Source organism: Corynebacterium felinum (assembly GCF_030408755.1).
GTDB lineage: Bacteria > Actinomycetota > Actinomycetes > Mycobacteriales > Mycobacteriaceae > Corynebacterium > Corynebacterium felinum.
This window is the reverse complement of sequence record NZ_CP047209.1, coordinates 559446-585873: the sequence shown is the minus strand read 5'-3', so window position 1 is coordinate 585873 and position 26428 is coordinate 559446. Positions and strand designations below refer to the sequence as shown.

Sequence of the window (26428 nt, the reverse complement as noted above, 5' to 3'; positions counted from 1 at the left end):
CCCCGTTCACCCAACCTTTGGGAACGCAAATGCAAAAATTCCAGTCTTATATTGTATGAGTCTAAATATTTCTCCGGTACAGCTGCGGGGTCTCCTATCAGCCCTTGCAGCGCAGCTTGATGTGATCATTGATGCCCCGATTATTCCCGGCGAGCAGCTCGACGGTGTGGGTGAGTTCATTGGTGCGTTTAATTCGTGTGCGCAGTCTCTTGCGAGGCGTGGGCGTGCGCAGTGTGCGTATGTGGAATCGTTTGTGGATGAGGCTGTTGAGCTTTTGCATGCTGCTGAGAGCATTGATGCGGATACGGCTAGAAGGTTGGGGTCGAAATGATTGATGTTTCTGTGTTTGCTGATGAGGTTGCGCAGTGGCTTCCTGCGTTGGTGTCTGAATTGTTTGAGCTTCCGGTGATTCCTGAGTTTGAGCAGGTTGAGGCGGTTGCTAAGAGTTTTGGTGCGGAGCCGTTGACGTTTATTGCTGAGCATAAGCAGCTTCACGACGACGTGGCTGAGGCAGCCCGTACTGTTGCGGCTGCTGTTCCGCATCTGGTTGTGGCAAAGGAGTCTTTGGAGGCTATTGCTTTTTCGCATGCGCAGCGTGCGGCTGTGCTCATTCCGCAGGCGTTGAATCCTGTTCCGGCTGTGCATATTCCGGCGCAGCAGGCGTTGGTGGGTTTGTACGCGAGTTTTCAGCAGCAGGTTTCTCAGCAGTTGGTTGTGTTGAGGGAGGCGCTTGCCCCGTATACGCGGCAGTTGCAGCGGATTGCTGAGAAGGAGGCGGCGTTGCGTTTTACTACTGGTTCGCGTGGGCGTGCGCTTCCGGTGGGTGCGGGGCGTTCGTCGCAGGGGGAGGTTGTTGATGCGTTGGCGCTTTCGTCTGGTTCTTCTTCTAGTTCTGTTGATGAGCGGGCGCGGGGTCAGCGTGCGTTGGATGCTGCGCGTTCTGCTTTGGGTACCCCCTATGTGTGGGGTGGTACGACTCATAGTGGTTTCGATTGTTCTGGTTTGACCCAGTGGGCGTGGCGGGAGGCGGGGGTAGAAATTCCGCGTCTTGCTGAGCATCAAACGGTGGGCCGTCCGGTGTCGCGCGAGGAGTTGATTCCTGGTGATTTGATCGTGTGGAATGGGCATGTGGCCATGTATGCCGGTAATGATCAGTTGATTGAAGCTGGTGATCCTGTTCAAGTGGGGCCGATGCGTACAACGAATATGGGGATGGCTTTTAAGGGTTACTTTAGGCCTTCTTAAAGTGCGTTGTGCGTGCGGGAACAGCTACTATATATCTTCATGACAAACAAAGGCATTATCCCGGTTAAGGTTTCCCTCACCGAGGGTGACTTTTTCACCCTGTGGGCACCCTCCTGGCGTGAGCATGGCGCCGAGTGGCAAGCGTTCCTTGGCGCAGGTGACCAACTGTTCATGTTCCGTTCTCCGGAAGAGTTGCTGGTTTTCTTGGAGGAGGACACTGCCCATGATTTGCGTGAGCACCCGAAGTGGAATGCATTCATGGCGCAGGGTGCTCATCGGGTAGTCCCGAGCGACAAGCAGTACTTTGACATTGTGGGTGTTCCAGCGTTGTTGGCTGGGCGCGCGTCGCATGAGAATGTGTCGCATGTGGCGCGTTGCTTCAAGCTGGCTCGTAGTTTGGGTGATGTTACTGGCACGTCGAGTGTGCAGGTGTTTTTCTCCTCTCATTCGTTGTTGGCGAATGCTGATCGTGGCAGTGAGCATTTCAGTGGCCCGGCTGGCGAGGCTGAGTGGACTGCTATTGGTCGGGTGATTGTCACCAACTGGGACAAGGTTGTGGATGCGCTCGATGCGGCTGTGACGATCAAGGATGTCGCAAGTGCGGATGTTGCTTCGGCGCGCACTCGCATTGATGAGGCTGTCGAGGCGGCGAAGAAGGCTCGTGAGGCTGAAGAGCAGCGTAAGAAGGAGGAAGCTGCGAAGATTGATCCTTACGACACCACTGCGTGGGCTGCTGCTGGCATCGACCCTGTGAAGATTTCGCTTGATGGTCGTACTGTGTACACGCTGCGTACGTATGTTGAGGCCAAGCCTGTGTTCTTGGGTAAGTATGGTGAGATTTACACCTTCTCGTCTTCCAAGTCGCTGGTGCGCTGGTTGGTGGAGCATGATGATCATGATCTGGCGAAGGTGTCTACGTGGGAGGATATTAAGCAGGGTGCGAATGTGGGCACGCTTTCTGTGTCTGTGCACCCCGATAATGTCTACTCCTTCAACGGGATTGCTCGTGATATTGAGCGCGGCCCGGAGCATGTGGATACTGATCAGGTGCTGCGTGCTTACGAGTTGCTTGCCGACGCCGCCGACTGGGCCCAGGATGACTCGCTGAACTCCTTCTTCCTGGCGAATCCACGCATGCAGGACTATATTTCCTACATCACCGGTTCGACTCGCACCACAGGGTATATCCCTACCCCACCGTTTAACGAGCATGTCGATGCATGGAACCAGCTGGAGCAGATGCTGATCAAGCGTTTCTCCAAGTTCTAAAAACCAACTTTTTTACACAAAGGGCGGCCAGTACTTGTGCACTAGTCGCCCTTTGTGTTTTTAGTTGAGTCCAAGGTCTTTCGGTTCGATTCCCATATCGATAAGCAGCTGGGGATCCACGCCGTCGAGAAGCGCGTGGGTGTCAGGGGTTTCCGGCGCATCCTCATCGACTGTGCCTTCGACAGCGTCAGCTTCACCACCTGCGATAAGAGGGCTGAAGTGTGGGCGCAACACCGTCTCAATCACCTGCTCGCGCACACCATAGGGTAAGAACGTAGCATCCACCGTGCCCAAGATGAGACGATACACATCTTCGGCCGACAACTCGTGTGCCTCAACAAAGTCAAAGCTGAGCTCATCGATAGCAACCTTAAAGCCCATGGACTGCAGCACTGGGAGCGGGTGATCACCCAACTGTTCAATAGCTCCCTGCTCACAATCATAGGCTGGCTGGGCAAGCACAGGAATCTGCCTGTCGAGCACAAAACGCGCCTCCGGCCCGCAGGCAATGTCACCGTCGTCTGTCAGGCGGAAATCCCCCACCATGTCGGCCATGCCCACAATGCGCGAAGCCCCAGCAATCACCTGTTGCGCCACTGTGCCCTCGAAGTGGAAGGGGATGAATGCCTTGCGCAATAGCTCAGCAATCTTAGGGTCATTGGTCACCGCACCAACAAGGTGGGTGTTGCTGTCGACGTCGAAAAGCGCAACGTCCTCGTGTGTCTCACAGCGCAAAACCAAGCCCACAAGCACAGGAGCATCAGCTGCTACAGCATTCGCATGTGCCAGCTGCTCTGATGTGACAATGTGCTCAACATAAGCAACGTTATGCGCATGAGCAACAACCGCATCCACATCCCCACAACTGGCCACCACAATGCGCGGTAGCTGCTTAAATTCCACTTCCCCTAGAGCGGGTTGGCCGAAGCTGAGCGAGGAAAAATCAGGCATGTCATGCGCATCTAAAGTCATGCTCCCAGACTAATCTGACCAGACCCCAAATGCACACGACAGCTTTGTTCCTCGATAAAAAGACCCCTCCGCCAAGAACAAAGCATGCGGGGTGTTACTTCTTGCGCATGAAAAGCCCAATAATTCCCGCACCCACAGCACCTAGTACTGCACCAACACCTACAGAGGTTGTAGGGTTCGGGCCTGTAGCAACTTCCTGACGCACATAGATCACAGCAGGCGCAGGCGCATCCAACTGCGCAATTTCCAGCGCTTCCTTCGACGTTGCCGCCCACGCGGAGGTGTACAACAAAATCCGCCAGATGAAATAAAACAGCACCATCACACCAATGATCGGACCAAATGTTGCCCCCGCGGGGTTATTCAACGCGGAGGAGAAAAACACCGAACCGAGCTGCTTAAACACCTCAAAAGCGACCGCACCAATCAAGCTGGCCTGCACTGCCGACTTGCGGGGAACCTCGCCGCGTGGGAGTTTTTTCAACAGCCAGAAAAACACGAGGAAGTTCGCAACAATACCCAACACCAACGCAACGATGGTAGTCATAATCCCAATACCTGGGATTTGATCAAGGTGAGCGAATTCCAAAAGAGTCATGGTCAATCCAGAGCTGCCGACCACAGTAATGCCCAAAGCTACGGCCAACAGCAGCAAAACACCGATCAGGCCAAGGAAATCCGCAATTTTTGTTTTCACAAAATTGCCTTCATCAATGGGGTAATTCCACATCTTGGACACCCCGTAACGCAGGTTATTCATCCAGTTCAAACCGGACCACAAGGCGGTTGCACCACCGACACCAAACATGGCACTACGCTGATCGATAGCGGTGGAAATGATGTTATTGACAGTCTCGCCTAGCGAACCTTCAATAGTGGACGATACCCGCTCGTTGATTTCCATAAGCACATCAGGCCGGTTCGCCAGTACCGATGCGATCGCTGCGAAGCTCAGCATCAGCAACGGGAACATGCTCAGGACAGAAAAGTAGGTAATACCTGCGGCAAATTGGTTGCCACCACGCTGGGTATAGCGCTCATTCATCAGCATGATGTGGTCAAACCACGGCCACTTATCGCGGTAACGATCAATGAATCCTAATTCGTCAGCATTGCTACGCTCGATCCCGTATTCATCGGTGCGATCTTGATTAGGTCGTGTAGTAGTAGCCACAAGCGTTTTCTATCCTTGCATCGTGAACAAAAAGTGGACATAACAATAGCTACCACTCTATGCCAACTGGCCACCGCATGTTGAATGCGATGGCCAGTAGCACACGACTTGTTAGCAAATTGTTGTACTAACGCTTCGGGGGCAAAAAGCCCACGCGATCGTACACATCAGCGAGAGTTTTCGCTGCCACTGCACGCGCTTTTTCGGCACCTGCAGCCAAAACATTTTCCAGCTCAGCTGGATCATCCATGTACATGGTGTACTTCTGGCGCAGCGGGGTAACAAAAGCTTCAAGCGCCGCTGCGGTATCAGCCTTGAGCGCACCATAGCCTTGGCCTTGGTAGCCAGCCACCAAATCATCAATGCTGGTACCGGTCAATGAGGATTGGATAACGAGCAGGTTGGACACACCTGGCTTGTTTTCCTTATCAAAGCGGATTTCGGCGTCGTTATCGGTGACGGCGCTCTTGATGCGTTTGGTGGAAATCTTCGGATCGTCCAGCAGGTTGATCAAGCCCTTTTCGTTTTCTGCCGACTTCGACATCTTCGCCGTAGGCTCCTGCAAATCGTAGATCTTTGCAGCACCCTGCGGAATGAGCGCCTCGGGCACCGGGAAGGTTTTCTTGTAGCGCGAATTGAAACGCTCAGCAAGGGTGCGGGTGAGCTCAAGGTGCTGGCGCTGATCTTCACCCACAGGCACTAGCTGTGGGCGGTAGAGCAGAATATCTGCAGCCATGAGCATCGGATAGGTGTACAGGCCAGCGGAGGTGCGGTCAGCACCGCGCTTGGCGGATTTATCTTTGAACTGGGTCATGCGCCCCGCCTCACCGAAGCCGGTCATGCAGGTAAGAACCCAGGCAAGTTCGGCGTGTTCGTGCACGTGGGACTGGACGAACAAGGTGGAACGTTCAGGGTCGATACCTAAAGCCAGTAGCTGTGCTGCACCGGCGATGGTGCGCTTGCGCAGTTCTTTAGGGTCCTGATCGACGGTAATGGCGTGGAGATCAGGGATAAAGTAAAAAGCCTCGTACTCATCCTGCAGGTCGATCCACTGTTTCAGGGCGCCGAGGAAGTTTCCGAGGTGGTAAGAATCCGCTGTGGGTTGGATTCCGGACAGGACGCGCTTTTTCGCTACAGGTTTTCCGGTTTCAGTCATAGTAGATAAGTGTAACTCACCTCGCCTGCTGGCACGGTGTTGGTTTAAAGTACAACACCGCTGCACACGGTAAATGTGGCAGCGGTGTGATAAGTCAACGCGAGTTTATTGCAGGCGGTCTTTCTTGCCGAACAGGTACACCATGCTTGCGACGATGGAAGCTCCGCCACCGGCGAGTGCGAGCGCACCAAGGATTGCTGAAACGTCGTGGGCGCCGAGCAGGAAGTAAGAGACGACCAACAAAACGATTCCGAGGATGAAGAAAAAAATGCCCTGAGCGCGCATGTAAATCAATGCTCCTATGCGAGGTAGTAAAAGTATCCCCAAAGAACCTACCCTATTTCACCGAATTTTTCCGAAAATAATCTTCCCGCTATCGATGCGCAGTACCCAATCCTCCTAGTTATATGGCGCTGATCGTGCAGCGTATCGGCACATTGTGAATAGAAAATTCCCCAAAATTTTTTGCGTACCATTTTCATTATTGCGCTTTGGCACCACCCCCTTCTGCGCAGTTTTCTGTGGAACGAAACCCCCGTTTTCTTTAATAAAATATATAAAGAATATGCATTATTCCTTGTTTTGTTTCTACCCATCGACTAGCCTCGGTTCTTAATTGGCCTGTGAAATCGTGGTGTGCCCCGCGTTGAACGAGGAGGTGTGTGAGGTGAGTTGGATTCGGGATCTTTTGCGTCGCATTTTGAGCATAATTATTAGTGCGGTGATCTCAGTGGCCTCATTTTTTGGGCTATCAGGGCTGTTTAAAACCACAACTCCAGCTGACGCGCAGGCGGGCTTTCATTTGACGGTGGTCGATCAGGCCGGCCATCCGTGGTCGCAGTGTTTGGTGGCGTTGTCGTGGGAAAATGATGAGCGCGCAAAGTTCACTGATGATGCCGGGTATTTCCATGCCTCACTCGTGCCAGGCAAACACACGGTGACGGTGAATTGTCCCGCCACCGCACAGCCAAAGGTTTTTGACGTAACCCTTCCCGATCAACACAGTTTCGCACTCACCTTAACCATGCCACGCGGATAACGATCTGCTTTCAAGAAAAAGCCCTGAGGCGTGCAATCTCTCGGATTTATTCCTTCCACAGGCTTGCGACTGGAAGTGAATAGAGTTTCGGGCCAAGTAGTCTTCCTTGGGTGTCGGTGTTCATCACGAAGCCTGCGACAAATTTCTCCCTGTATTTATCCCGCAACCACTCTAGGTGTTTGAAATCTGTGGCGTTGACTGTCGACGCTGCTTTGACTTCGATCGCTATAATGCGCTGGTCAGCCAGTTCCACAATAATGTCGACTTCCCTATCGTCGGGGCTTCGATAATGCGCAAGACTCCAGTCTGTTTCGCTCCAGGTTTGTTGTCGCAGCAATTCACTTACGATAAACGCTTCGAGCATTCCACCAAAGGCTTGCCCGTGGATGATGTTTTTGAGGATGTCGGGGTGGGTTCGGGTCAGATGAACCCCCAAGCCGGAATCACTCATGATTATCTTTGGTCTTCCCACTTCACGTTTGAGCAAGTTTGGCGTCCATGGTGGGATTACATCGATGAGAAACACTGAACGCAAAAGTGACACGAATGCGCTGGTGGTAGTCGCAGGAATGTTAGCAAGATTGGCGAGCCTACCGATAACAGCTTCATATCCCTGGACTGCTGCGAGTTCACGAAGCAGGGTAAGTACTCGGTGCGGTTCAGGGACTCGCCTGAGTTCTTGAATATCTTTTGAAGTGATCCTTTCCAAGTAGGAATCGAACCATGCGGTTCGCATGCGTGGCGAAAGCGTTTGCACCTCCGGCATTGAGCCACGAGCGACAATGTCGACGTATTCGCTACGGTCTGCAGTAGTTTTTTCCTCCAGTGGATCTACACCGCTTATTACTCGTGTAATGAAGTCTTCTTTGTACCCGCGTAATTCTCCTTGACTAAACCCCCGCAGCGTGCAGCTAATGACGCGCCCAACTAAACTATCGGCTGATTTTTCTGCAAGTAATTGAGAACTACCAGTGATAATGAATCGCCCAGGAGTGCGGTCCGCATCAATCGCTGCTTTTAATGGCAAGACAAGCTCTGGGGCTCGTTGAAACTCGTCGATAACCATGATTCGGTTGTCAGCTTGGCCGAGAAATCCCCGCGGATCGTTTTGCGCAGCGTTGAGCACTTCAGGATCGTCGAGGCTAAAGAAAGCCATTTCTTTAGCCAGCACCGACCCCATCATCGTAGCCAACGTAGTCTTGCCAACCTGTCTCGCGCCACAAATCTCAACAGCACAAAAGGTGGTTAAAAGTTCGGCCAACCAGTCTTGAATATTACGGCGAAGATGCGCTTGCATACCTTAAGATTGTATGCCGGTCGTGGATCGGTGGCAAGAAAAGTCGTGGATCGGTGGCAGCAAAAGTCGTGGATTGGTGGCAACAAAAGTCGTGGATCGGTGGCAACATTAGCTGCGTTTGAAATAGTGGCGGATCAAGGTGGTGGCAAGGATTGCGCGTAGGTTTTAAACAAAAGCGGGGATGGCAACCAGCCACCACACGCCCAGAAGGATCACATGCACACCATATTCCAGCAATAGTGTCGGTTTGGGCTCTCTTCCGCTGAAGCGCAGTCGAGCATGCGCATGCGGATAGGTAGGAAACACCCGGCCGAGAATCACCGCCACCCCAGTTGCCACTACTTGTGCGAGCAACGGGAATACTGATCCCACTGCCACTGATCCCACAACGGCCAGCACCGTCGCGGGAATCACCAGGTGCAGGTAGGCCACATATTCGGCAAAGCCCACAGTTTTTCGGATGCTTAGCCCGGGTAGGTCATCGCGCTCCCGGTAGGCGACAACCAGTACTAAACCGAGGGAAAATCCGAAGCACAAAAAAGCATAGGCGGGCCCGTTCAAAGAAAGCGCCACGGCAGCAACAAGGAATACACAGGCTAGAAATACGCTGTCGCCAGGGAAGCGTCCTCGTCGGATTTTAAAGGCCACAAATGCCGCTATGCCCATAGTGTGCGGTGTGCGGGTGCGCGTCGTGCTCTTGCGTATGCGGGGAGTGTGCGGGTATAAGGCAAGCACAGCGGCACCTGCGGCAAGGGCGGGAAGGGCTACCGCTACGTTTGCGCTTAAAAGCGCATAGGCAAGTGTGACTATGAAGGGGCCGGATATTAAGGAGGCGGCATAACAATCGCGGTATAACAGCTTTTTCGGCGCAGAAATTGGTGGCTGTGCCCAATTATTCCAGTGGGTAGCCATTGTTTGAATGGCCATCACCCCAGTAGCAACCGCAGAGATGAGCATAAACACAAGTGGTATTTCTACCTGCATGCTTAGGCAGATCCCGATGATCAGCATAAGCTCAGCGATTCTTTCGTACCCATCACCGCGAGAGCCGTAGCGTGCATAAAGAATTGTGCCAAGCATCGTTTATTTTAACCAGCCCAGTTCTTCCTGCGGCAGGCGTGCACCCGTGAGTTCGAAGAACCGTTGACGCGGGTTCGTCCCTAAAACTTCTTCGGGGGTTCCTTCCGCCACAATTGTCAACTGCGCAAAAACTTGCACATAGTCAAAGCTCATGCACAGATCGATATCTTGGGTGGAAATAAACAGCGACGAGCCCGCTGCGCTCATGGTGCGAAAAATCTCCATCACCCTTTCACGGGCAATACTATCGACTGTTTCTAGCGGCTCATCGAGATACGCAATCGCAGGGCGCTGAAGTAGCACTGTTGCAATGGCGGTCTTTTTATAGTTACCGGCGGAATACGTTGACACTGGTCGCTCAAAAGCGCCATCAATAAGTAGCGCACGGCATAGCGACTGCGCGCGCTGCTTCGCCTCCGGTATTTTTTTTCATCAACCCCACCCGGGTGAGTAATTCGCAGGCGCTTAATTCCAGCGGAATACATGGATGGTCGGGAAGATACGCTCCTGGGACGCGATCATGCAGGTGACGTAAATGGGTGGTTTTTCCTGCACCGTTCAGGCCGATCAGGCCAGTAATCATCAGCTACTCCCCTCCTTATCCGAAGCTGGGCGCGATCCCACTCCCCCACTGTGGGTGGTTTTCGCGCCCAGCAGTGTGTGCGTTTAGCTATAGGTGACTGTTAGTGGTGCGTGATCCGACCAGCGCATCGCGTGGTTTTCTGCTTTAAACACCTCAGCTTTGGTGGCACGTGTGAGCATGGCGGCAGTTACAGCTTGGTAATCAATGCGCCACCCGGCGTCATTGGCGAAAGCTTGGCCACGGTAGGTCCACCACGTATAGGGGGCGTCCTCGGGTTGGAGGCGGCGTGCCACATCGAACCACACCGGGTTTTCTGCTGCTTGGCGCACCTTGTCGGAGGTGTATTCAACAGCACCGGCCCACTGGCCCGCATCAGTGATCTGCGACTGGGCGTCCGGGAAGGTGCCAAAGACCTGATCCATGAAGGCCCGCTCATCAGATAGGAAGCCGGAAGAGGTGCGGTTGGTTTTGAAATTCTTCAAATCCTGCTCGCGGTGGCAAATATTCCAGTCCCCACCAATCACCATCAATTCGTGCGTGGCGGCAGCATCGCTGAGGAAACCTTCGAAGGAATCAAGGAAGCGATACTTTTCGTCCTGCTTATCAGTACCGGCCGATCCGGAAGGCAAGTATAAGGAGGCCACTGTCACCTGATCATCGCCAATGGTGGCGGTGCCTTGAATATAGCGGCCGGAATCCTCAAACCCCTCGATGCCGATGCGCACATCATCTAATTCGGTTGTGCTCAGAATCGCCACCCCGGCGCGACCTTTAGCCGCGGCAGGGGCACCGTAGAAGTGCCAGCCTTGATCAAGGATGGGGGCAAGGGCTGCGCGGGCATCTTTGTCGCTGGCACGCACTTCTTGGAGCAAGACGATGTCGGGATTTTCTTCCAGCAGCCAGGGGTTGAAGCCGAGGTTGTCGTCGGAGCGCTGTTTGCAGGCGGCGCGGATTCCGTTGACGTTAATTGTGGTGATTTTCATGCAGTCCACCTTAACGCAGCGTGGGCAGCACACTCGACTTTTAAGCTAAAAGTACTGGTGTGGGTTGTCTGTGGGGGAGGTGTTTTTCTTTGGGTGTGGGATGAGAAAGACGATGATGAGGGTCATCAGCATGAACAGTTGCAGTACCCAGTCGGGCCACTGAAGCTGAATTGAAACTAGCCCCATGAGCCCACAGAGTGTACCGATGATCCTCAAGGTGATGCTTTTATTCATAACAAGGTTCCATAAACAGGCAAAGAAAATAAGGGTGGACAGCGAATTTTCCACCCAGCATAATCCTTTTTAACCTGCTGAGGAAGGGGCAGGGGTGAGGGTAGTTGTGCAGGGGTGGGGGCGTCGATACGCACGAGCAATCAGCCAGATCACAATCGCAGCAACACCTAAGCCTGCACCGGCGATTGCGGGTGCGTTATAGCCGTATCCTGCAGCGATCACGGCACCACCCATGAACGCACCCGCCGCGTTCGCAATATTCAATGCCGCATGATTGAGCGCACCGGCAAGAGTTTTCGCCTTACCCGCCACATCCATCAAACGCAGCTGTAGGCACGGGATCAGGGCGGAAGCAGACGCGCCGATAATGGCGAAACACACAATCGCGGGGATAGTAGAAGCGCTCGCAACGCTAAAGAGCAGCAGCGATGCGACGATTGCGCCTAGGGAGACCAGTACGCCGTAATCAACGCTCCAGTCACTCAACCGACCCCCAATCCAGTTGCCCACAATCATTCCGACGCCGTAGATGCTCAACACCAACCACATCCACTCTTCTGCCACACCGGCGCGCTGAGTCATCGTCCACGAAATGTAGGTATACACCGCAAACATGCCGCCGAAACCGACCGCACCAATCGCAAGCGAGAACCACACCTGGGCGCGCTTGAGCGAACCAAGCTCAGCCAGCGGACTCGTCGGCGACATGAGCACCATGTGCGGAAGCAGGAACCACAACGCCACCAACGTACTCAAAGAAAACGCGGTGACCAGCACGTACGCATAAGACCAACCCCACTGGTGGCCGAGAGCTTGCGCGGCGGGCACACCCAGCAAACTCGACAGCGGGAAGCCCATGCCCACAAAAGCCAGCGCCCGGCCACGCTTATTATGCTCCGCCATGGAGGTCACGACCAGCGCCGACACGGAGAAAAACGCGCCGTGCGGCACGCCGGTGATAAAGCGCGCAAACACCAAGGTGCCAAAGCTTGGGGCAACAACTGTTAAAGCATTACCCGCAACGAAAGCGCCCACGAGGATCAGCAGCAGGCGCCGCCGCGGGATCATGCCGGTGAGCGCTGTAATGATCGGGGCGCCAAGCACCACACCTAAGGCGTAGGCGGAAATGATGTGCCCTGCCGTGTTTTCCGCAATCGAGTACGCGTGCGCAATATCTTTCAGCAACCCCATTGCGACGAACTCGCCGACGCCGATGGCAAAACCCCCGAGTCCGATGGCAATCATGACGATGAGGCGCCCTTGCGGGGAAATCTCAGTTTGCAGGGGGATGGGGCGGCGCGAAAAGCGCGCAGAGGTGCCCCGGGATGATTCATCGAGGACTTCGGTTGCAGGCGTTGAGCTCAGAGACGTTGACACGTGAGCAAAGACTACCGCCCCACCTAGCTGCGCTGTCAATTCCTTACTCGCGCATAGTTGCCCAGATCGCAGCGTGCTCGCATAAGTGCGCTACGTCCATTTCCCCACCTTGCCCCGCATACCCCATAGCAGTGCTGGACGGTGCAGCCCACAGCGTTGCCTGCGTCGTGGGGTGGGATGCGTTTCGACGCCGCCACGGCAGTCCCGGTTCGCGGAAGGGGGTGCGGGGATTAAGGGGGTGTGGGGATCGAGGCAAAGCCCGCACAAAACAGAACGATCGTACTGCTACTACCCCCGTTTATGCGCAGCGTCGGCGCAGCATATGCGCATATTCGCTGGATACGTGTGACGAAACACCCTCATGGGCGGTATTCTTAAACAGTTGTACTTCACGCTTTCATTCCTAAATAAGGAGACATATGGCTAAGATCATCTGGACTCGTACCGACGAAGCTCCACTTCTTGCGACCTACTCCCTGAAGCCAGTCGTTGAGGCTTTCGCTTCCACCGCAGGTATCCAGGTCGAGACTCGCGATATCTCCCTGGCAGGCCGTATCCTGTCCCAGTTCCCTGAGTTCCTCGCCGAGGACCAGAAGGTTGAAGACGCACTCGCGGCTTTGGGTGAGCTGGCCAAGACCCCTGAAGCAAACATCATTAAGCTTCCTAACATCTCCGCATCCGTCCCTCAGATGAAGGCAGCCATCGCTGAGCTGCAGGCACAGGGCTTTAAGCTTCCTGATTACCCTGACGCTCCTGCAACCGATGAGGAGAAGGACATCCGTGCGCGTTACGACGCCGTCAAGGGCTCCGCTGTTAACCCTGTGCTGCGTGAGGGCAACTCCGACCGCCGCGCGCCGATTGCCGTGAAGAACTTTGCGAAGAAGAACCCTCACCGCATGGGTGCGTGGGATGCTTCTTCCAAGACCAATGTTGCCACCATGGATGCCAACGACTTCCGCCACAACGAGAAGTCCGTCATCATCCCTGCCGACAACGTGTTGACCATCAAGCATGTTGCCGCCGATGGCACCGAGACCGTTTTGAAGGCCGATCTGAAGGTTCTCGCCGGTGAGGTTATCGACGGCACCTTCATGTCCGCGAAGGCACTGGATAAATTCCTTGCTGCGCAGGTTGCCCGCGCTAAGGAAGAGGGCGTGTTGTTCTCTACTCACCTGAAGGCCACCATGATGAAGGTCTCCGACCCCATCTTGTTCGGCCACGTGGTGCGTGCTTACTTTGCTGATGTCTTCGCACAGTACGGTGAGGTTCTTTTGGCCAATGGCCTCAACGGTGAGAATGGCTTGGCTGCTATCTACACCGGCTTGGAGTCTTTGGACAACGGTGCTGAGATCAAGGCTGCTTTTGACAAGGCTTTGGCTGAGGGTCCAGCACTAGCCATGGTGAACTCCGACAAGGGTATTACTAACCTGCACGTTCCTTCCGATGTGATCGTGGATGCGTCCATGCCTGCGATGATCCGCACCTCCGGCCACATGTGGAACGCTGCTGGTGAGGAGCAAGATACCCTCGCTGTGATCCCGGATTCCTGCTATGCAGGTGTGTACCAGACCGTGATCGACGACTGTAAGGCCAACGGCGCGTACGATCCTTCCACCATGGGCACCGTGCCTAACGTTGGTCTGATGGCTCAGAAGGCTGAGGAGTACGGCTCTCACGACAAGACTTTCCGCGTTGCCGCTGACGGCAAGGTGCAGGTTGTCAACTCTGCTGGTGAGGTTTTGATCGAGCACGACGTTGAGGCTGGCGATATTTGGCGTGCATGCCAGACCAAGGATGCCCCTATCCAGGACTGGGTCAAGCTCGCTGTGACTCGCTCCCGCCTGTCCGGCATGCCAGCTATTTTCTGGCTGGACCCTGAGCGTGCTCACGACCGCAACCTGACCACCCTGGTGGAGAAGTACTTGGCTGATCACGACACTGAGGGCCTGGATATTTCCATCAAGTCCCCCGTTGAGGCAACCAAGGTGTCTATCGAGCGCATCCGCCGCGGTGAGGACACCATCTCCGTGACCGGCAACGTGCTGCGTGACTACAACACCGACCTGTTCCCCATCTTGGAGCTGGGCACTTCCGCGAAGATGCTGTCCATCGTTCCGCTGATGGCTGGCGGCGGCCTGTTTGAGACTGGTGCTGGCGGTTCCGCACCGAAGCACGTGCAGCAGGTTCAGGAAGAAAACCACCTGCGTTGGGATTCCCTGGGCGAGTTCTTGGCTCTGGCTGAGTCGCTGCGCCACATCACCAACACTGGCGGCACCAAGAAGGCTGCTGTGTTGGCTGATGCTCTCGACGCCGCAACTGAGCGTCTGCTGGATGAGAACAAGTCTCCTTCCCGCAAGGTTGGCGAGATTGATAACCGTGGTTCTCACTTCTTCCTCACCACCGAGTGGGCGAAGGCTTTGGCTGAGCAGACTGAGGATGCTGAGCTTGCTGCAACCTTTAAGCCTGTGGCTGAGGCACTTGTTGCGAATGCTGATCAGATCAACGCGGCGCTGCTGGCTGCCCAGGGTGCTCCTGCTGATCTGGGTGGCTACTACCAGCCATCTGAGGAGAAGGTGACTGCAATTATGCGTCCTTCCGCCACGCTCAATGAGATCATTGATGCTGTGAAGAAGTAATTTCTTCCCCCTCTTTGTGGGCGGCGGGGCTTAGTGTGAATGCTAAGCCCCGCCGCTTTTGTGCTTGTCGACGCCCCCACCCACCCCCAATAACACCCCAGCGCGCCCCGCACATTGCGTCACCCCAGTGGCTACTCGACCTTTTGAGTACACACCAGAAGTTTTCCACCCCGGAAAACACACAAGGTCGAGCACACGCGCGAAGTCAGAAGAAAAGCTCCCCCACACAAAAACAGCACCTATAAATACGCAAGGATTGATTCAAAAATACTGATTCGACTTTCAGCACAAGCACCAAAATCTGACCTGCGGTTTTTTGGGTAGCACTTGCTCTATGTCGAATCAATATTTCGCTTATATGTCCCCCTCCCCCTAACCTGACCTAGCGGAGGCCTGTGAATCCAGGCTTTGACACAGTGTGCGTAGGGTTTTCTTTCCGACGGAAAGTTGCCACTGGTTTAAGGCTGTCGGTCGCATTAGTTCATTCAGCACTTTGGACTACACAACAACGCAACCGAACGTCATCCGCCTATAGCCTTGAATGTTTTGCCTTTGCGTGCCTAGACCAAAATGCGGCGGTGGAATATTTTGCCACCAAGAACTAGAAGGATCAGTGTAGAAAAGACCAGCAGTAACCACGAAGAAACCACAAGCCAAACGGCACCGTTGCCCACTAAATGTACTAAGGGGGCTGCCCCCATGGATAGTGGTGGCACCCACGAAATAGCTACTAGCCATCCCTCAGAAGACGATCCCCAATTCACAAGCGGTGCGAAAGGGATGCTGAGTGAAAAAAGCAGCAGGAATAAGATCGGTATTTGCGCAAAAACGTAGTCTTCGTTACGCGAGACCAACACACCTGTAATGGCATGGAGCGCGGTGAATAGAAGATAGCCGGGGAGGAAAAAGGCGAGAACTATTACTGCCGTAAACCAAGGAAAATCACTGTTTGCGCCGGTGTCGATGGAAAAAAGCGAAAGCACAACCACTGCCCATAAAACTATGAGTTGGCCGATGCCCACGAGCGCGTGTCCGAAAAGCTTTCCAATATACAGTTCTTCTGGTCTCGTCGCAGAGAGGAGAATTTCGGTTATTTTATTGTCGCGCTCATCGGTAATCGAAGCTCCGGCCAAGGTGGAATTCATCATGATCACGATGGATAAGGCCACAAACAAAAATATGGACACGATCGTAATTCCGACCTCACCGGCGAAGAGATCGTCACGCGGTTCCAATACGCCGCAGGCTAAGTAGATCATTCCGGCGGCAAGTACTACAAGGGTGAGATGCGTACCAAGGCTTCGCAAGCTAAGGGCCGCTTCCCTGCGCGCGATTGTGGCAATTACCCCGAAGTCTAGGTGTCGTATCATTTCATTCCTTCCGCACCATCGTAAAGTGATTCCAAAGCTTGGGTGAGCGATTGCTTTTGATAATCCACACCCCGGATTTCCTGCCCCTGTAAACCGGACTTCATTAATTCCTCGACTGTTATGTGATCAGAATTTAATGTCAGCGTCAGCCCATCCCACGAATGCACAGAACTGCATTGACTAAAGTCGAGGTCTTCAACTGAGCGACCTTCTTCAAAGACCGCGTGAATATGCACTACTGTGAGTTCATCTCTCAGCTTCAGCGACGAAGGATCCCCTTGGAAAACTATTACCCCTTCCTTCATCACCGCCAAGGTGTCAGAAATGCGGTCAACAATGTCGATTTGATGTGAACTAAATACAATGGTGCGCCCACCCCGCGCATATTCTTTGAGCAGTGCGATGAGTCGTTCAACCGACATCGGATCAAGTCCAGAAAAGGGTTCATCAAGAATGAGAAGCTCAGGTTCGTGGATGAGGGCAGCTGCGATCTGCACGCGCTGCTTGTTCCCTAAAGATAGGTGCTTGACTTTACTATCGGCGTATTGTTCCACGTCGAGCTGAGCGAGGATTTTATCAATTCTCTTATCAACAGTATCTGCTGGCACTTTATGCAAAAGTGCGAAGTAGCGAAGCTGTTTGCGGACCGTTTCGTTGACATACAACCCCCGTTCCTCGGGCATATAGCCCACCCCTTTGACAGATCCTGGCTGCACTTGTACATCATTGATGTGAATCTCCCCTGAATCTGCAGGAAGTAGTCCCATGATGATCCGCATGAGGGTTGTTTTACCCCCACCATTGGCAGCGAGCAGGCTAAATATTTCCCCTTTGTGAACATTGAAATTCACACCGTTGAGAACTTTCTTTTCTCCAAAAGATTTATGAATATTTGAAATACGAAGCACCATATTTTTCACCTTTAAAAGAAGTACCACCCCTATCGTCACATCCATACAATAGGGGCCCAAGTTACACTAATTGCAGAAATTTACACCACTTCTTTTGAGTAATTTGCACTCTTTTCAATCCCCTTCACGGGAAGATACGAACCACGTCACCAGCGCAGAAAGCATTGATAACACTATGGTAGCCGTGGTTCCACCAACGGTATCTAGACCGTCAAACATGATAGCGCATATTGAAAAAACAAACATATAGACGATCACAGCTTTGAAGTAAGCACTCATGATTTACTCCTTAAAAATCTCCCAGCACTTTGGCTGCCAGATACAGCTTCAGACTATATTCAAAAACCGGAGAAACGCCGCTTTTTATCAATGCTCAAACATTGTGAAGAATTCATATAAATATAGGCAGTAACTATTTCCCAAACTTTTTCACATCGCCGAGGGTTACCATTGCGCACAATCCACGCTAACGAATAGCAACTTCGACGCAATCCTTCATAGTTATAGGCGACACTATCACGAACTTTTGACTTGATCTATGAAAAACGAGCCCATATTTCTATGGCGCTCACAGGAATACCCGGAAGCCACACTGGTCACAACCTTCCCCGCGTTGCCATTACCGAAGGCGAACGCACAACCGTGCAAAGTGGTCGCTATCATCCTGCCCCCCAGCAGGCTCGATGGGTGGTAGCGCGACGCGAAGCGTGAGTGGATGCGGCACTTCTTGTGCGCGAATGCATCAGGCTTTGTTTATGTTGGAAATGATAATAGACTCACATTCAACTGTGGTCTGAATAGATCTTCTCTTCCGGAATGCTTGTGGGCGAAAGCTAGGCGGGGCCATATCTGTAGCACCCCTTGTGTTGAGTAGTAACACTGCCCTGTCCTTTTCCTTGTTCTATGCAGCGCTTTCCGGCTGAGAAAAGTGGTCTTTTCCATGTGTAAACGCCTCCTTCTTCCCCTTGTTCTCCTATGCTTTGGTGCAGGTTCAACCCTAGTGATCCCGCAGGCTAGTGCCATGGAAGGGGGTCGGGAAACACGGGTTGAAGAAATCGAAGCGAATAAAGTGGTGCGCTTGATTGTCAATGGCAGAAGCTTGTGCACTGGGGTTGCTATTGATGAGCACTGGGTGCTTACAGCTGAGCACTGCCGGAAAAATAAAGACGAGATTGCCACGGTGGATATTCAGCGGGGCACTACGCTGCCCGCGCCTTCGATCACGGGTGTGTGGCATGCTGATGCCCCGAGTGGCGATATTGCGTTGGTGTTTGTTGAATCAGGTTTGGGTTTGGCGCATTATGCTGATATTTCTCGTGATGCTGTGCGCATCAATGATGCCGGCACTAATTATGGGTGGGGTTCGGGCACGAAGGATGTGTTGAAGATGTCGCACCAGAAAGTGGTGGGGGCCTATACTGCCAGCGGTTTTAATCAGGGTGCGATGTTTGTCAGTGAAAATGAGGGTGTGACGAAAAATCGTCCGGGTGATTCTGGTGGGCCGCTGTTTATTCGGGGCACTGTTGCGGGTATTTCTTCCTCAATTGGCTCGTCTGTGAAAACTAATTTCAGTTCTGTTCCGGCTGTATATGACTGGATTGTCCGTGAAGTTAATTCGCGCCCGCAGCCGCGCAGCACTGAGTTCATGGCGGAGATCGATCCGGGGGTGGCAGATCGGATCAATCAGCGTATCCTGGCCGCGCAGCAGCAGCGTGCGATCGCACTCGAGATCGCGGAAACCAACGCCGCAGATGCCCAAAAGGCGCTGGAGCGTGCGACTGAGCGTGAAGCTTTAGCTGCCGCGAACGTCGACAAGGCCCAGCAGTTGCATGAGCAGGCGCAGGCGCTGCACGATTCGGCAGCTGAGCAAATTGCGCAGGCGCAGCAGGCACAAGACGATGCGCGGCAGGTCGTTGCGCACGCGCAGCGGGAACAAGAAATTGCGCAGGCCGCGCTCGTTAAACAGCAGCAGTTGTCTGAGCAGCTAGTGCAGGAATTAGAGGAAGAAAAAGCGCAGCGTTTAGCGCTTGAGGCGCAGGTGGGTGCAGGTGGGAGTTCGTCGGCGCCTGTGTTGAGCGCAGAGTGGTGGCGTGGGTTTTTCGGTGTGCTTGCTGCACTTGTGGGCGGGGGTGTGGCTGGCTGGCTTCTTGCTCTGCGCTTTTAGCGTATCGACGCCGCCAGCACCGTTCATCGATGAGGTGAGGGTGGCGACGTCGATAAGCAGTGCAAACAAGCACAGCATAGTGCGGGATGAATAATATTATTTACACCCGATTAGCTGCGGTTTTAACCCAAAAGTAGACAGAGCGGTTTCTTTTTTCGGCCCACAGTGCGTAACTTTGTCACAGAACGACATGATTTTGTGTCCCACCTCACCACCTGAGGCGCAAGGTGAGGTAAAAACTCAACTTTCACTCACCTTCACCCCCTTCAAGGAGCGCACCATGGCACCGAAATACGATAACTCCAACGCCGCCGATTGGGCACCAGCAACCCAAGCTATTCACGCAGGCCAGCCAGTTGATTCCGACACCGGCGCACGCAACCTGCCACTGTATTTGACCACCTCCTACCTCTTCGACTCCGCCGAGCACGCAAAGCAGCGCTTCGCACTCGAAGACATCGGACCGGTGTACACCCGCTTAACCAACCCCACCACGGAAGCGCTCGAAACCCGCGTCGCCACCCTCGAAGGCGGCGTCCACGCTGTTGCCTTCGCCTCCGGCCAAGCAGCAGAAACCGCAGCGATCTTAAACCTTGCCTCCGCCGGCGATCACATTGTTGCCTCCTCCCGCCTCTATGGTGGCACCTCCACCCTTTTCCAAGTCACCCTCGCCCGGCTGGGCATCGAGGTTACGTTGGTCGAAAACCCCGACGACCCCGAAGCATGGCAGCAAGCAGTACGCCCAAACACCAAGGCATTTTATGGCGAAACCTTCGCCAACCCCCAAGCAGACATCCTTGATATTCCCGCCATCGCTGAAGTTGCACACCGTAACCAGGTGCCGCTGATTGTTGATAACACCATCGCTACCGCAGCGCTAGTCAAACCGCTTGCCCTCGGCGCGGATATTGTGGTGGCATCGCTAACAAAGTTCTACACCGGCAACGGCAGCGTGATCGGCGGCATCCTTGTCGACGGCGGCAGCTTCGACTGGACCGTCGAACGCGACGGACAACCCGTACACCCCAGCTTCGTCACCCCCGATCCGGCCTACCACGGCCTGAAATACGCCGACCTAGGACCTGCCGCATTCGGGCTTAAAGCCCGCGTCGGCCTGCTACGCGACACCGGCGCAGCACTCTCCCCCTTCAACGCATGGATCAGCGTCCAGGGCCTCGACACCCTATTCCTGCGCGTTGAACGCCACAACCAAAACGCGCTCACGGTAGCTCAGTTCCTCAACGATCACCCAAAGGTGTCCAAGGTAAACTTCGCCGGCCTGCCCTCCTCCCCGTGGTACGCCACAAAGGAAAAACTGGGCTTGAAGTACACCGGTTCTGTCCTGTCCTTCGATGTTGTGGGTGGCAAAGACGAAGCCTGGGCTTTCATCGACGCGCTGAAGCTGCACTCTAATCTCGCCAACATCGGCGACGTGCGCTCCCTCGTCGTGCACCCTGCTACCACCACGCATTCGCAAAGCGACGCCGAAGGTCTAGCACTAGCGGGCATTTCCGAGTCCACCATCCGGTTATCTGTGGGCATTGAAGATATTGACGATATTCTCGCTGATCTCGAAGCAGGATTCGCCGCAATATAGTACTGGGCAAATACGCACAGGTGGTTTCTTCAATGTGTCGAAGAAACCACCTGTATGTTTGGCGCAATCACACAACTGTTGCAAGGGGCGTGAAAGGCACTAAGACAATATTTTTTAAGAACCGAGCTTCAGATTCGGAAATACCTTCAGGGCATTAGTGAGCAAACCCGCTAAAGCTGTCACAGCTGCTAGAACACTGACCACCAAAGCAACGGTCGACTGCCAACCAACACCGCTTGACAAACCACCAAAAGGTGGCTGCTGCCCAGGAGGGGCAGGTTGATGTGGCGGGGTGGGATTATTGCTACCACCACTGCCAGTGGTGAAGGTGAGCGAATAGCGACCGGTATCTACTGGTGCAACAGCCCATCCAGGAAGTGGCTCCGGCAAGTGTGGACGCGCGGAATCAACCCGGTACAAATCAAAAGCCTTGCTGGTGTAGTTCTTCTTCCGCGGATCGAAATCAGGGCTAATGGGAAATTCCGCGAGCACAACGTTCTTTGCTCTCTTATCGGCGCGGTTGTCCAAATAATCAAGCTCGTAGTCGGCAACAAAATTACCCCGCTTTGTTTGAGCATTCAGGTTGACCCGCATATTGCTCAAGTTCAAATTGTAGGTGTACTTAAAGGGCTGGTTGCCTTGGTGTCCGCCGCCTTTAAACTGCACTGGACCAAATACATGGAGAACACCCGCGCCTGTGGTATCGATGCGGGAGGTATGAGCATTGATGGGCAACTGAACGGAACTGACTTCATTGCTCCCATGAGTTAAAACCATGGTGAAGGTTCCCTGAGAAATGCTCATCCTTTCTGCTGCTGTTGCTGCCGGATGCATCATCGAAGCCACCATAATGGCGGCGACGGACGGTGCCAATAACGTGGTACGCATGATGTTTCCTCTCTTAGAATCCAATCAATAGTGAATGTTCATCTTTTTCATGCCACGTTTAAAATATCACGCCAATCCGAAACGATTCCACATAACAGAAAGACTCTCATTCCCTGCTCAGGAACAAGAGCCTTCTCTTTGGTTATTTCTTATATAAGGTGCGTGTTAGGGGGATCACACCGGCAGGATTGCTTAGAAAGGAAGCCGCAATCCGAACCGTGGCGCCAACGCTTTAAGCGCCGCCACAATCGCACCGAACAGTGCAAACACGCCCACTAAGGAGCCAACAATAACCTTGGTTCGGTTTTCCGAATCCACCGAGGACTTCGTGCCGTAGTGATCCACATCGCCAGGAATATTAAACGCCAGCGTTAAATCTGGCGCATCCAGCACGGTGCCCTCAGCATAGCGATTATTAATAAATGCTTCCTGGAAACCGGGCCCTGCAACGGTGGGGTCGATATTTTTGTAATTGTAGCCAGCCCTAGTGGGAACCATCGGCCCCTTAGGCAAGGTAAAACGCGCCAGCTCCACATCATTACCACTCTTGCTTCCAGTCGTGCCCGTGGTACCTTGACCGGTCGCTGCCCCAAGATCACCCTTGGTTTCATAGTCCACGGTCACGGTCGCAGAAGCGCCCTTGAACACCAGCTTGAAATCGCTGAGCTTCACATCCAAACCCCAGCGGTCTTCCTTGCTGTCGTAGTGCGCACGGAAGTGAATGTCACCTTTCAGTGGTAGTTGCGCATCACCGTTGGCTTCATAGCGCGCGTTTACGACATCAATGGGGAAAGCGAAGTCTTTTTTATCCCCCTCGAATGGAGTCACACCATTATCAAGGGTGACAGTGCCTCGCCCAATAGGGCCGGTGATATAGCTGACTAAGGATTTACGAAAGCCCCACACAAACTGCCCACTGGTCACCGTTGGCTCCAGATCACTAGGGGCTGTGGCTTCCTGTGCACCAACGGGAATAATGCAGGCCCCAGCCACCAACAAGGCGCTTGTTGCCGCAGTCAAGAATTTCTTCACTTACTCACACTCCACATTCTTTTCTTAAAAAATTTACACCGCGCCACGGTTGTGGCTGGTGGTTTACATAGGAGACAGTTTCATTATAAGACTACTGCTTGATGCTACCGTACGCATAGAAAAACGGGCGCGTGTGCCGATCGTATTCCACACGCACCCGTAAATTCAATGGTTGAGGAAAATTAATTTTCCCTTAGAACTTCAGGCCCATCTTTGGGAGGAAGAATGCTGCAACACCCGCAAGAGCCGCAAGGATTGCCACAATCGCAGCGATGATACCTGCTACCTTGCCGCCCGATGACTGGTTCTGCCCCTGATCGCCTGGGGTGGTGTTATTGCCAGTATCTGCGTCTTTCCCCTTCTTGGTTGGCTTGCCTGGGTGAGCTGGCTGTGGCTTACCGTCAAGGCAAACTTTCTTTACCTTCAGCTCAAGTGCGACATCATCCATTGGATGGGTTGAATCATACTGCCCCATGAACGCAACATCAGCCCCCTCAGCAGTGTGTTTCTTCTTATCGGTGCCAGGCTGTGGGGTGTAGCGCAAACCAGTGGCCTGCACCTTCAAATCCTTCTCGTTGAGTGTCCAGGTTGAGGTGGTGCCTTGTGCGATGTAGCCGGAACCTGACACTGCATTTTCTGGAATACGGTCAGAATCCTTGTAGGAAGCCATATCCTTACCGGCAACGTAGAAGCCGGAGTAGTTGATACCCGCCTTGGTGGTTCCACCGTTGATTTCAACATAAGGGGATTCAATCTGAGTAGAAAGTGCACCGTGGTGGCCGGTGAACTTCACGGTGGATGCCTTGGTTCCAATGATTGCCTTGGTAATGCTTGTGCCATCGCCTTCGATGCGGCTGAGCTTGGGGTCCACTTCAAAGTTGAAAGCATAGCCTACAGCGGTGTCTGCCACGGTATTTCCCTCTTCGTTGACAGCACCAGCAGAAGTCCACGTGCCCTGTGCAATAGCACTTTTAACATAGTTGCGCCAGGATTGCTTCACACCCCACTTGAGGGTTCCAGATTCCACCTCATAGCCTTTAAGTGTGCAATTGGCGAGAGTGTCATCAGCGTGAGCGGCAACGGGGGTTAGTACAGCGGTAGCAAGTGCGGTAGATACCGCGAGTGCTACGCGGGTGCGGTTAAAAATTGCCATGATTGTTCGATCTTCTCCTTATATCGAATCTTAAAAACCAAAGGCGAGCATGTGCTAAAAAAGCCAAGGCTCACCTTATATCCAAAACCATCGCCATTTCAACCACTTTTCACCTATTTCACCCACTATTTACCCCCCTGCAAAACCCGTTTCCTCGACCGGGTACCAATACTACAAAAGCATTAGCAAATATGCAGCAAAAATGCACCTAGGGGATACACACTACATAAGATGTTCTCGGGCTGAGCCGAAAACACCACCATTCCATTTCAAAAAAAAAGGCAACCGGCCTATCCACCTGCATCTACCACCAACGTGGGCACCGAATTTCCCCCATGCCTAAGTTGCATGTACCCTCTTCATTCTTTTCAGTTCTCAAAAGCGTAGTGACGGTCACCTTTTTTCGCGCTCGCGCGCAGCCAAGAAACCTCACGCTCAGCGCCACGAAGGACCTCCAAATCCCAGGCACCTGCAAGCGCACTCGACTTTTTCTTTTTTGAACGTGCAAGCCATGCACATGACGTACTAATTGGTCGAGCAACCAACCCGCGCACCGTTCAAAACAACCTGTCCCCTACCAACAAGGAACCGAACAAACTCGACCTTTTCGTTCTCAAGGATCTAGTTCCAAAGAATCTTTCAAAAATAAGTCGAGTTGCTCCACATTGGAGTCTTCTCAAGCCACACCCAAGACCCACGAGAACGAAGGTAATTCGACTTTTTCGTTGTGTGAGGCCCTGATCTAATACCGCACCCTCGAATTGGTCGAATTACCTCACGTGGCGGATGCCCTAGGGCCAATAAAACCTTCAGATACAGAGCAGGTGTGAAGAAGGTATACAGTGTGGACAGGAGGGTGTTGAAGTTCCCGCTGAGCGTGGTACCTGCGGCGCGTGGTTGCCTTGTGCTTTCATGCGCGTAGGGCGAAGACGCGTAATCCCCTACGTTCGTGCAAAAAACGCAGGGGATCAATGAGCACATATGCAGCACAGGTGTGCGTTAGAGCAGGAGCACTACCTGTCATTGCCTATTGTTTCGGCAAGAATGGTTTGACCAGATCCATGATCATCTTGCCTACAATCGCTACCGTGGCCACGCCGGCAATGATTGCCAACAGGGAGGAAACATTGGCGCGGATTTTTTTGAAAATTTCTTCCAAACTTCCCGTTGTGCTCCCGCTCATCGAGTCGGATACGCTCGACGATGCGCCCGGCGTCGGCACGCTGCTCGATGTTGCGCTCGAGTGACCAGCACCAGGCACTGGGGCTTGGCACGGCTCAGAGGCGGCCGGGGTGTATGCACCCATGCTGAAATTGTTCAGCATCGTGATGCGTTCGGGGCTAAACTTTGTGCCTGTTCCGATCGCACACGCATATTCATCGGGCAGGCGGTCCTGACCAAGACCCGCAGCGAGAGTTTTGATCTCACTGTTTGCAGTATCCAGGCAGCCTGGGGTGACTTCCAATGTGAGCTTAACGTCATCAATCTCAGGTTTGTAATCCTTGTTGTAGATCCCGAGGAAGATAATATCAACTCCATCTACCGTAGATTTTTTCGTGTCGGGGTTGTATCCAGTGCCTGGTTTTGGCTCCACCACAAGATGCTGGGAGTGCAGCTGTGCGGTGTTCTGCCCTAGTGTCCAGGTGGTTGCTTGGGCGCTATTTTTCTTCGTGCCCGCGAACACATCTTTGCCCTCTACCCGGTTCTTTGGGGTGCGATCGTCCGGCTTGTAGTCCGTCATGCCTTTACCTGGCACGTAGAAGCCCTGGTAGTGCACACCTACTTTGGTATTCTCACCGTTGACCCGCACGTAGGGGGAAATGATGGTTGACTGTAGCGCACCCTTGTGGCCTGAAAATGTTGCCGCAGATTCTTGGGTGCTCACCAGTGCGTGGCTGACAGTTTTACCGGTTGAATCCAGAAGGATCAGTGAGTTTGCAGGATCTACCGGCCAGGCAAAGGTGAATTGAGCGCCAATTGGATCGCCGTTTTCTGTCACATTTTTCGAGGTCTCCCAATCGCCGAGTGCAATTTGCCCCTTGATGTACTGGCGCCAGGATTCCTTGATTCCCCAGTGGAAGGTGCCCTTTGTTACCTGCAAAATAGGCTGGGTGCAGGTTGTTGCAGCAGTTGCGGTTTCTTGGGCGTTAGCTGCGGGGATTTGGGCAAGCCCAGCGCCCAGTGTGAGGGCTAGAACAGCTGCGCTTAGTGTGTTGTGTGTGGAAGATAGGTTCATGATCACTGATCCTTCACGTGTGTTGTACCCAC

General features: G+C 53.5%; 24 protein-coding genes. 7 read left to right on the top strand and 17 right to left on the bottom strand.

Features of this window, described 5'->3' with window-relative positions; all coding sequences use genetic code 11:
* Positions 1-55: 55 nt before the first annotated feature.
* From CFELI_RS02620 to CFELI_RS02610, 3 genes are read left to right on the top strand one after another with little or no spacing between them, the layout of a single operon-like run.
* Entirely contained in the window at positions 56-331 is a 276-nt protein-coding gene (locus CFELI_RS02620; protein ID WP_277104946.1) for a hypothetical protein, read from the top strand.
* Positions 328-1245, top strand: coding sequence for a C40 family peptidase (locus CFELI_RS02615; protein ID WP_277104947.1), 918 nt, complete (start codon positions 328-330; stop codon positions 1243-1245). Before CFELI_RS02620 ends, CFELI_RS02615 begins: the two co-directional genes overlap by 4 nt.
* Positions 1246-1284: 39 nt before the next feature.
* Complete coding sequence (locus tag CFELI_RS02610) at positions 1285-2514, top strand: SatS C-terminal domain-containing protein (RefSeq protein ID WP_277104948.1); 1230 nt, start codon at positions 1285-1287, stop codon at positions 2512-2514.
* Between the two features lie 60 nt (positions 2515-2574).
* On the opposite strand, the gene CFELI_RS02605 is transcribed toward CFELI_RS02610, so the two are convergent.
* The 4 genes from CFELI_RS02605 to CFELI_RS02590 form a co-directional block, all read right to left on the bottom strand.
* Complete coding sequence (locus tag CFELI_RS02605; protein ID WP_277104949.1) at positions 2575-3486, bottom strand: hypothetical protein; 912 nt, start codon at positions 3484-3486, stop codon at positions 2575-2577.
* Positions 3487-3580: 94 nt separating this feature from the next.
* Complete coding sequence (yhjD, locus tag CFELI_RS02600) at positions 3581-4660, bottom strand: inner membrane protein YhjD (RefSeq protein WP_277104950.1); 1080 nt, start codon at positions 4658-4660, stop codon at positions 3581-3583.
* Positions 4661-4787: 127 nt separating this feature from the next.
* Complete coding sequence (gene trpS / locus CFELI_RS02595) at positions 4788-5816, bottom strand: tryptophan--tRNA ligase (RefSeq protein ID WP_277104951.1); 1029 nt, start codon at positions 5814-5816, stop codon at positions 4788-4790.
* Positions 5817-5921: 105 nt separating this feature from the next.
* Positions 5922-6110, bottom strand: coding sequence for a hypothetical protein (locus CFELI_RS02590; RefSeq protein WP_374724717.1), 189 nt, complete (start codon positions 6108-6110; stop codon positions 5922-5924).
* Positions 6111-6483: 373 nt separating this feature from the next.
* Here CFELI_RS02590 and CFELI_RS02585 point away from each other — a divergent pair, with 373 nt between their 5' ends.
* A complete protein-coding gene (locus CFELI_RS02585) occupies positions 6484-6855 on the top strand; it encodes a carboxypeptidase-like regulatory domain-containing protein (protein ID WP_277104952.1) in 372 nt (123 codons plus the stop codon).
* 46 nt (positions 6856-6901) lie between these two features.
* On the opposite strand, the gene CFELI_RS02580 is transcribed toward CFELI_RS02585, so the two are convergent.
* The 7 genes from CFELI_RS02580 to CFELI_RS02550 all read right to left on the bottom strand — a co-directional run bounded on the left by CFELI_RS02580 (position 6902) and on the right by CFELI_RS02550 (position 12322).
* Positions 6902-8152 (bottom strand): ATP-binding protein, encoded by a 1251-nt coding sequence (locus CFELI_RS02580; RefSeq protein WP_277104953.1) that lies wholly within the window; start codon positions 8150-8152, stop codon positions 6902-6904.
* 165 nt (positions 8153-8317) lie between these two features.
* The gene (locus CFELI_RS02575; RefSeq protein WP_277104954.1) at positions 8318-9232 is read right to left on the bottom strand and encodes a hypothetical protein; all 915 of its coding nucleotides are present in this window, start codon (positions 9230-9232) and stop codon (positions 8318-8320) included.
* Between the two features lie 3 nt (positions 9233-9235).
* The gene (locus CFELI_RS02570) at positions 9236-9583 is read right to left on the bottom strand and encodes an ATP-binding cassette domain-containing protein (protein ID WP_277104955.1); all 348 of its coding nucleotides are present in this window, start codon (positions 9581-9583) and stop codon (positions 9236-9238) included.
* Between the two features lie 19 nt (positions 9584-9602).
* Entirely contained in the window at positions 9603-9815 is a 213-nt protein-coding gene (locus CFELI_RS02565; protein ID WP_277104956.1) for an ATP-binding cassette domain-containing protein, read from the bottom strand.
* Between the two features lie 83 nt (positions 9816-9898).
* Positions 9899-10798, bottom strand: a complete 900-nt coding sequence (locus tag CFELI_RS02560) for an exodeoxyribonuclease III (protein ID WP_277104957.1) — start codon at positions 10796-10798, stop codon at positions 9899-9901.
* Between the two features lie 45 nt (positions 10799-10843).
* A complete protein-coding gene (locus CFELI_RS02555) occupies positions 10844-11032 on the bottom strand; it encodes a hypothetical protein (protein WP_277104958.1) in 189 nt (62 codons plus the stop codon).
* A 69-nt stretch (positions 11033-11101) separates the two neighbouring features.
* Positions 11102-12322, bottom strand: a complete 1221-nt coding sequence (locus tag CFELI_RS02550) for an MFS transporter (protein ID WP_277104975.1) — start codon at positions 12320-12322, stop codon at positions 11102-11104.
* Between the two features lie 506 nt (positions 12323-12828).
* Here CFELI_RS02550 and CFELI_RS02545 point away from each other — a divergent pair.
* Complete coding sequence (locus CFELI_RS02545; RefSeq protein ID WP_277104959.1) at positions 12829-15045, top strand: NADP-dependent isocitrate dehydrogenase; 2217 nt, start codon at positions 12829-12831, stop codon at positions 15043-15045.
* A 560-nt stretch (positions 15046-15605) separates the two neighbouring features.
* On the opposite strand, the gene CFELI_RS02540 is transcribed toward CFELI_RS02545, so the two are convergent.
* Together CFELI_RS02540 and CFELI_RS02535 are read right to left on the bottom strand one after the other, a co-directional pair.
* A complete protein-coding gene (locus CFELI_RS02540) occupies positions 15606-16415 on the bottom strand; it encodes an ABC transporter permease (RefSeq protein ID WP_290259344.1) in 810 nt (269 codons plus the stop codon).
* Entirely contained in the window at positions 16412-17326 is a 915-nt protein-coding gene (locus CFELI_RS02535) for an ABC transporter ATP-binding protein (RefSeq protein ID WP_277104961.1), read from the bottom strand. The genes CFELI_RS02540 and CFELI_RS02535 overlap by 4 nt, the downstream gene beginning before the upstream one ends.
* A 940-nt stretch (positions 17327-18266) precedes the next feature.
* Here CFELI_RS02535 and CFELI_RS02530 point away from each other — a divergent pair.
* Entirely contained in the window at positions 18267-19490 is a 1224-nt protein-coding gene (locus CFELI_RS02530; RefSeq protein WP_277104963.1) for a trypsin-like serine protease, read from the top strand.
* 280 nt (positions 19491-19770) lie between these two features.
* Positions 19771-21087, top strand: a complete 1317-nt coding sequence (locus CFELI_RS02525) for an O-acetylhomoserine/O-acetylserine sulfhydrylase (RefSeq protein ID WP_277104964.1) — start codon at positions 19771-19773, stop codon at positions 21085-21087.
* Between the two features lie 114 nt (positions 21088-21201).
* Here the strand turns inward: CFELI_RS02525 and CFELI_RS02520 are convergent, their stop codons facing one another.
* The 4 genes from CFELI_RS02520 to CFELI_RS02505 form a co-directional block, all read right to left on the bottom strand.
* Complete coding sequence (locus tag CFELI_RS02520; RefSeq protein ID WP_277104965.1) at positions 21202-21975, bottom strand: hypothetical protein; 774 nt, start codon at positions 21973-21975, stop codon at positions 21202-21204.
* 192 nt (positions 21976-22167) lie between these two features.
* On the bottom strand, positions 22168-23007 hold the full coding sequence (locus CFELI_RS02515; protein ID WP_277104966.1) for an HtaA domain-containing protein: 840 nt from the start codon (positions 23005-23007) through the stop codon (positions 22168-22170).
* A gap of 193 nt (positions 23008-23200) precedes the next feature.
* The gene (locus tag CFELI_RS02510) at positions 23201-24160 is read right to left on the bottom strand and encodes an HtaA domain-containing protein (RefSeq protein ID WP_277104967.1); all 960 of its coding nucleotides are present in this window, start codon (positions 24158-24160) and stop codon (positions 23201-23203) included.
* A 1027-nt stretch (positions 24161-25187) separates the two neighbouring features.
* Positions 25188-26396, bottom strand: a complete 1209-nt coding sequence (locus tag CFELI_RS02505) for an HtaA domain-containing protein (RefSeq protein WP_277104968.1) — start codon at positions 26394-26396, stop codon at positions 25188-25190.
* Positions 26397-26428: the final 32 nt, after the last annotated feature.

Coding starts and splice junctions, on each gene's coding strand:
- CFELI_RS02525 (WP_277104964.1), top strand. CDS start 19,771: ATGGCACCGAAATACGATAACTCCAACGCCGCCGATTGGGCACCAGCA.
- CFELI_RS02520 (WP_277104965.1), bottom strand. CDS start 21,975: ATGCGTACCACGTTATTGGCACCGTCCGTCGCCGCCATTATGGTGGCT.
- trpS (WP_277104951.1), bottom strand. CDS start 5,816: ATGACTGAAACCGGAAAACCTGTAGCGAAAAAGCGCGTCCTGTCCGGA.
- CFELI_RS02580 (WP_277104953.1), bottom strand. CDS start 8,152: ATGCAAGCGCATCTTCGCCGTAATATTCAAGACTGGTTGGCCGAACTT.
- CFELI_RS02560 (WP_277104957.1), bottom strand. CDS start 10,798: ATGAAAATCACCACAATTAACGTCAACGGAATCCGCGCCGCCTGCAAA.
- CFELI_RS02530 (WP_277104963.1), top strand. CDS start 18,267: ATGTGTAAACGCCTCCTTCTTCCCCTTGTTCTCCTATGCTTTGGTGCA.
- CFELI_RS02505 (WP_277104968.1), bottom strand. CDS start 26,396: ATGAACCTATCTTCCACACACAACACACTAAGCGCAGCTGTTCTAGCC.
- CFELI_RS02605 (WP_277104949.1), bottom strand. CDS start 3,486: ATGACTTTAGATGCGCATGACATGCCTGATTTTTCCTCGCTCAGCTTC.
- CFELI_RS02615 (WP_277104947.1), top strand. CDS start 328: ATGATTGATGTTTCTGTGTTTGCTGATGAGGTTGCGCAGTGGCTTCCT.
- CFELI_RS02510 (WP_277104967.1), bottom strand. CDS start 24,160: ATGGCAATTTTTAACCGCACCCGCGTAGCACTCGCGGTATCTACCGCA.
- CFELI_RS02555 (WP_277104958.1), bottom strand. CDS start 11,032: ATGAATAAAAGCATCACCTTGAGGATCATCGGTACACTCTGTGGGCTC.
- CFELI_RS02540 (WP_290259344.1), bottom strand. CDS start 16,415: ATGATACGACACCTAGACTTCGGGGTAATTGCCACAATCGCGCGCAGG.
- CFELI_RS02620 (WP_277104946.1), top strand. CDS start 56: ATGAGTCTAAATATTTCTCCGGTACAGCTGCGGGGTCTCCTATCAGCC.
- CFELI_RS02565 (WP_277104956.1), bottom strand. CDS start 9,815: ATGATTACTGGCCTGATCGGCCTGAACGGTGCAGGAAAAACCACCCAT.
- CFELI_RS02610 (WP_277104948.1), top strand. CDS start 1,285: ATGACAAACAAAGGCATTATCCCGGTTAAGGTTTCCCTCACCGAGGGT.
- CFELI_RS02535 (WP_277104961.1), bottom strand. CDS start 17,326: ATGGTGCTTCGTATTTCAAATATTCATAAATCTTTTGGAGAAAAGAAA.
- CFELI_RS02575 (WP_277104954.1), bottom strand. CDS start 9,232: ATGCTTGGCACAATTCTTTATGCACGCTACGGCTCTCGCGGTGATGGG.
- CFELI_RS02545 (WP_277104959.1), top strand. CDS start 12,829: ATGGCTAAGATCATCTGGACTCGTACCGACGAAGCTCCACTTCTTGCG.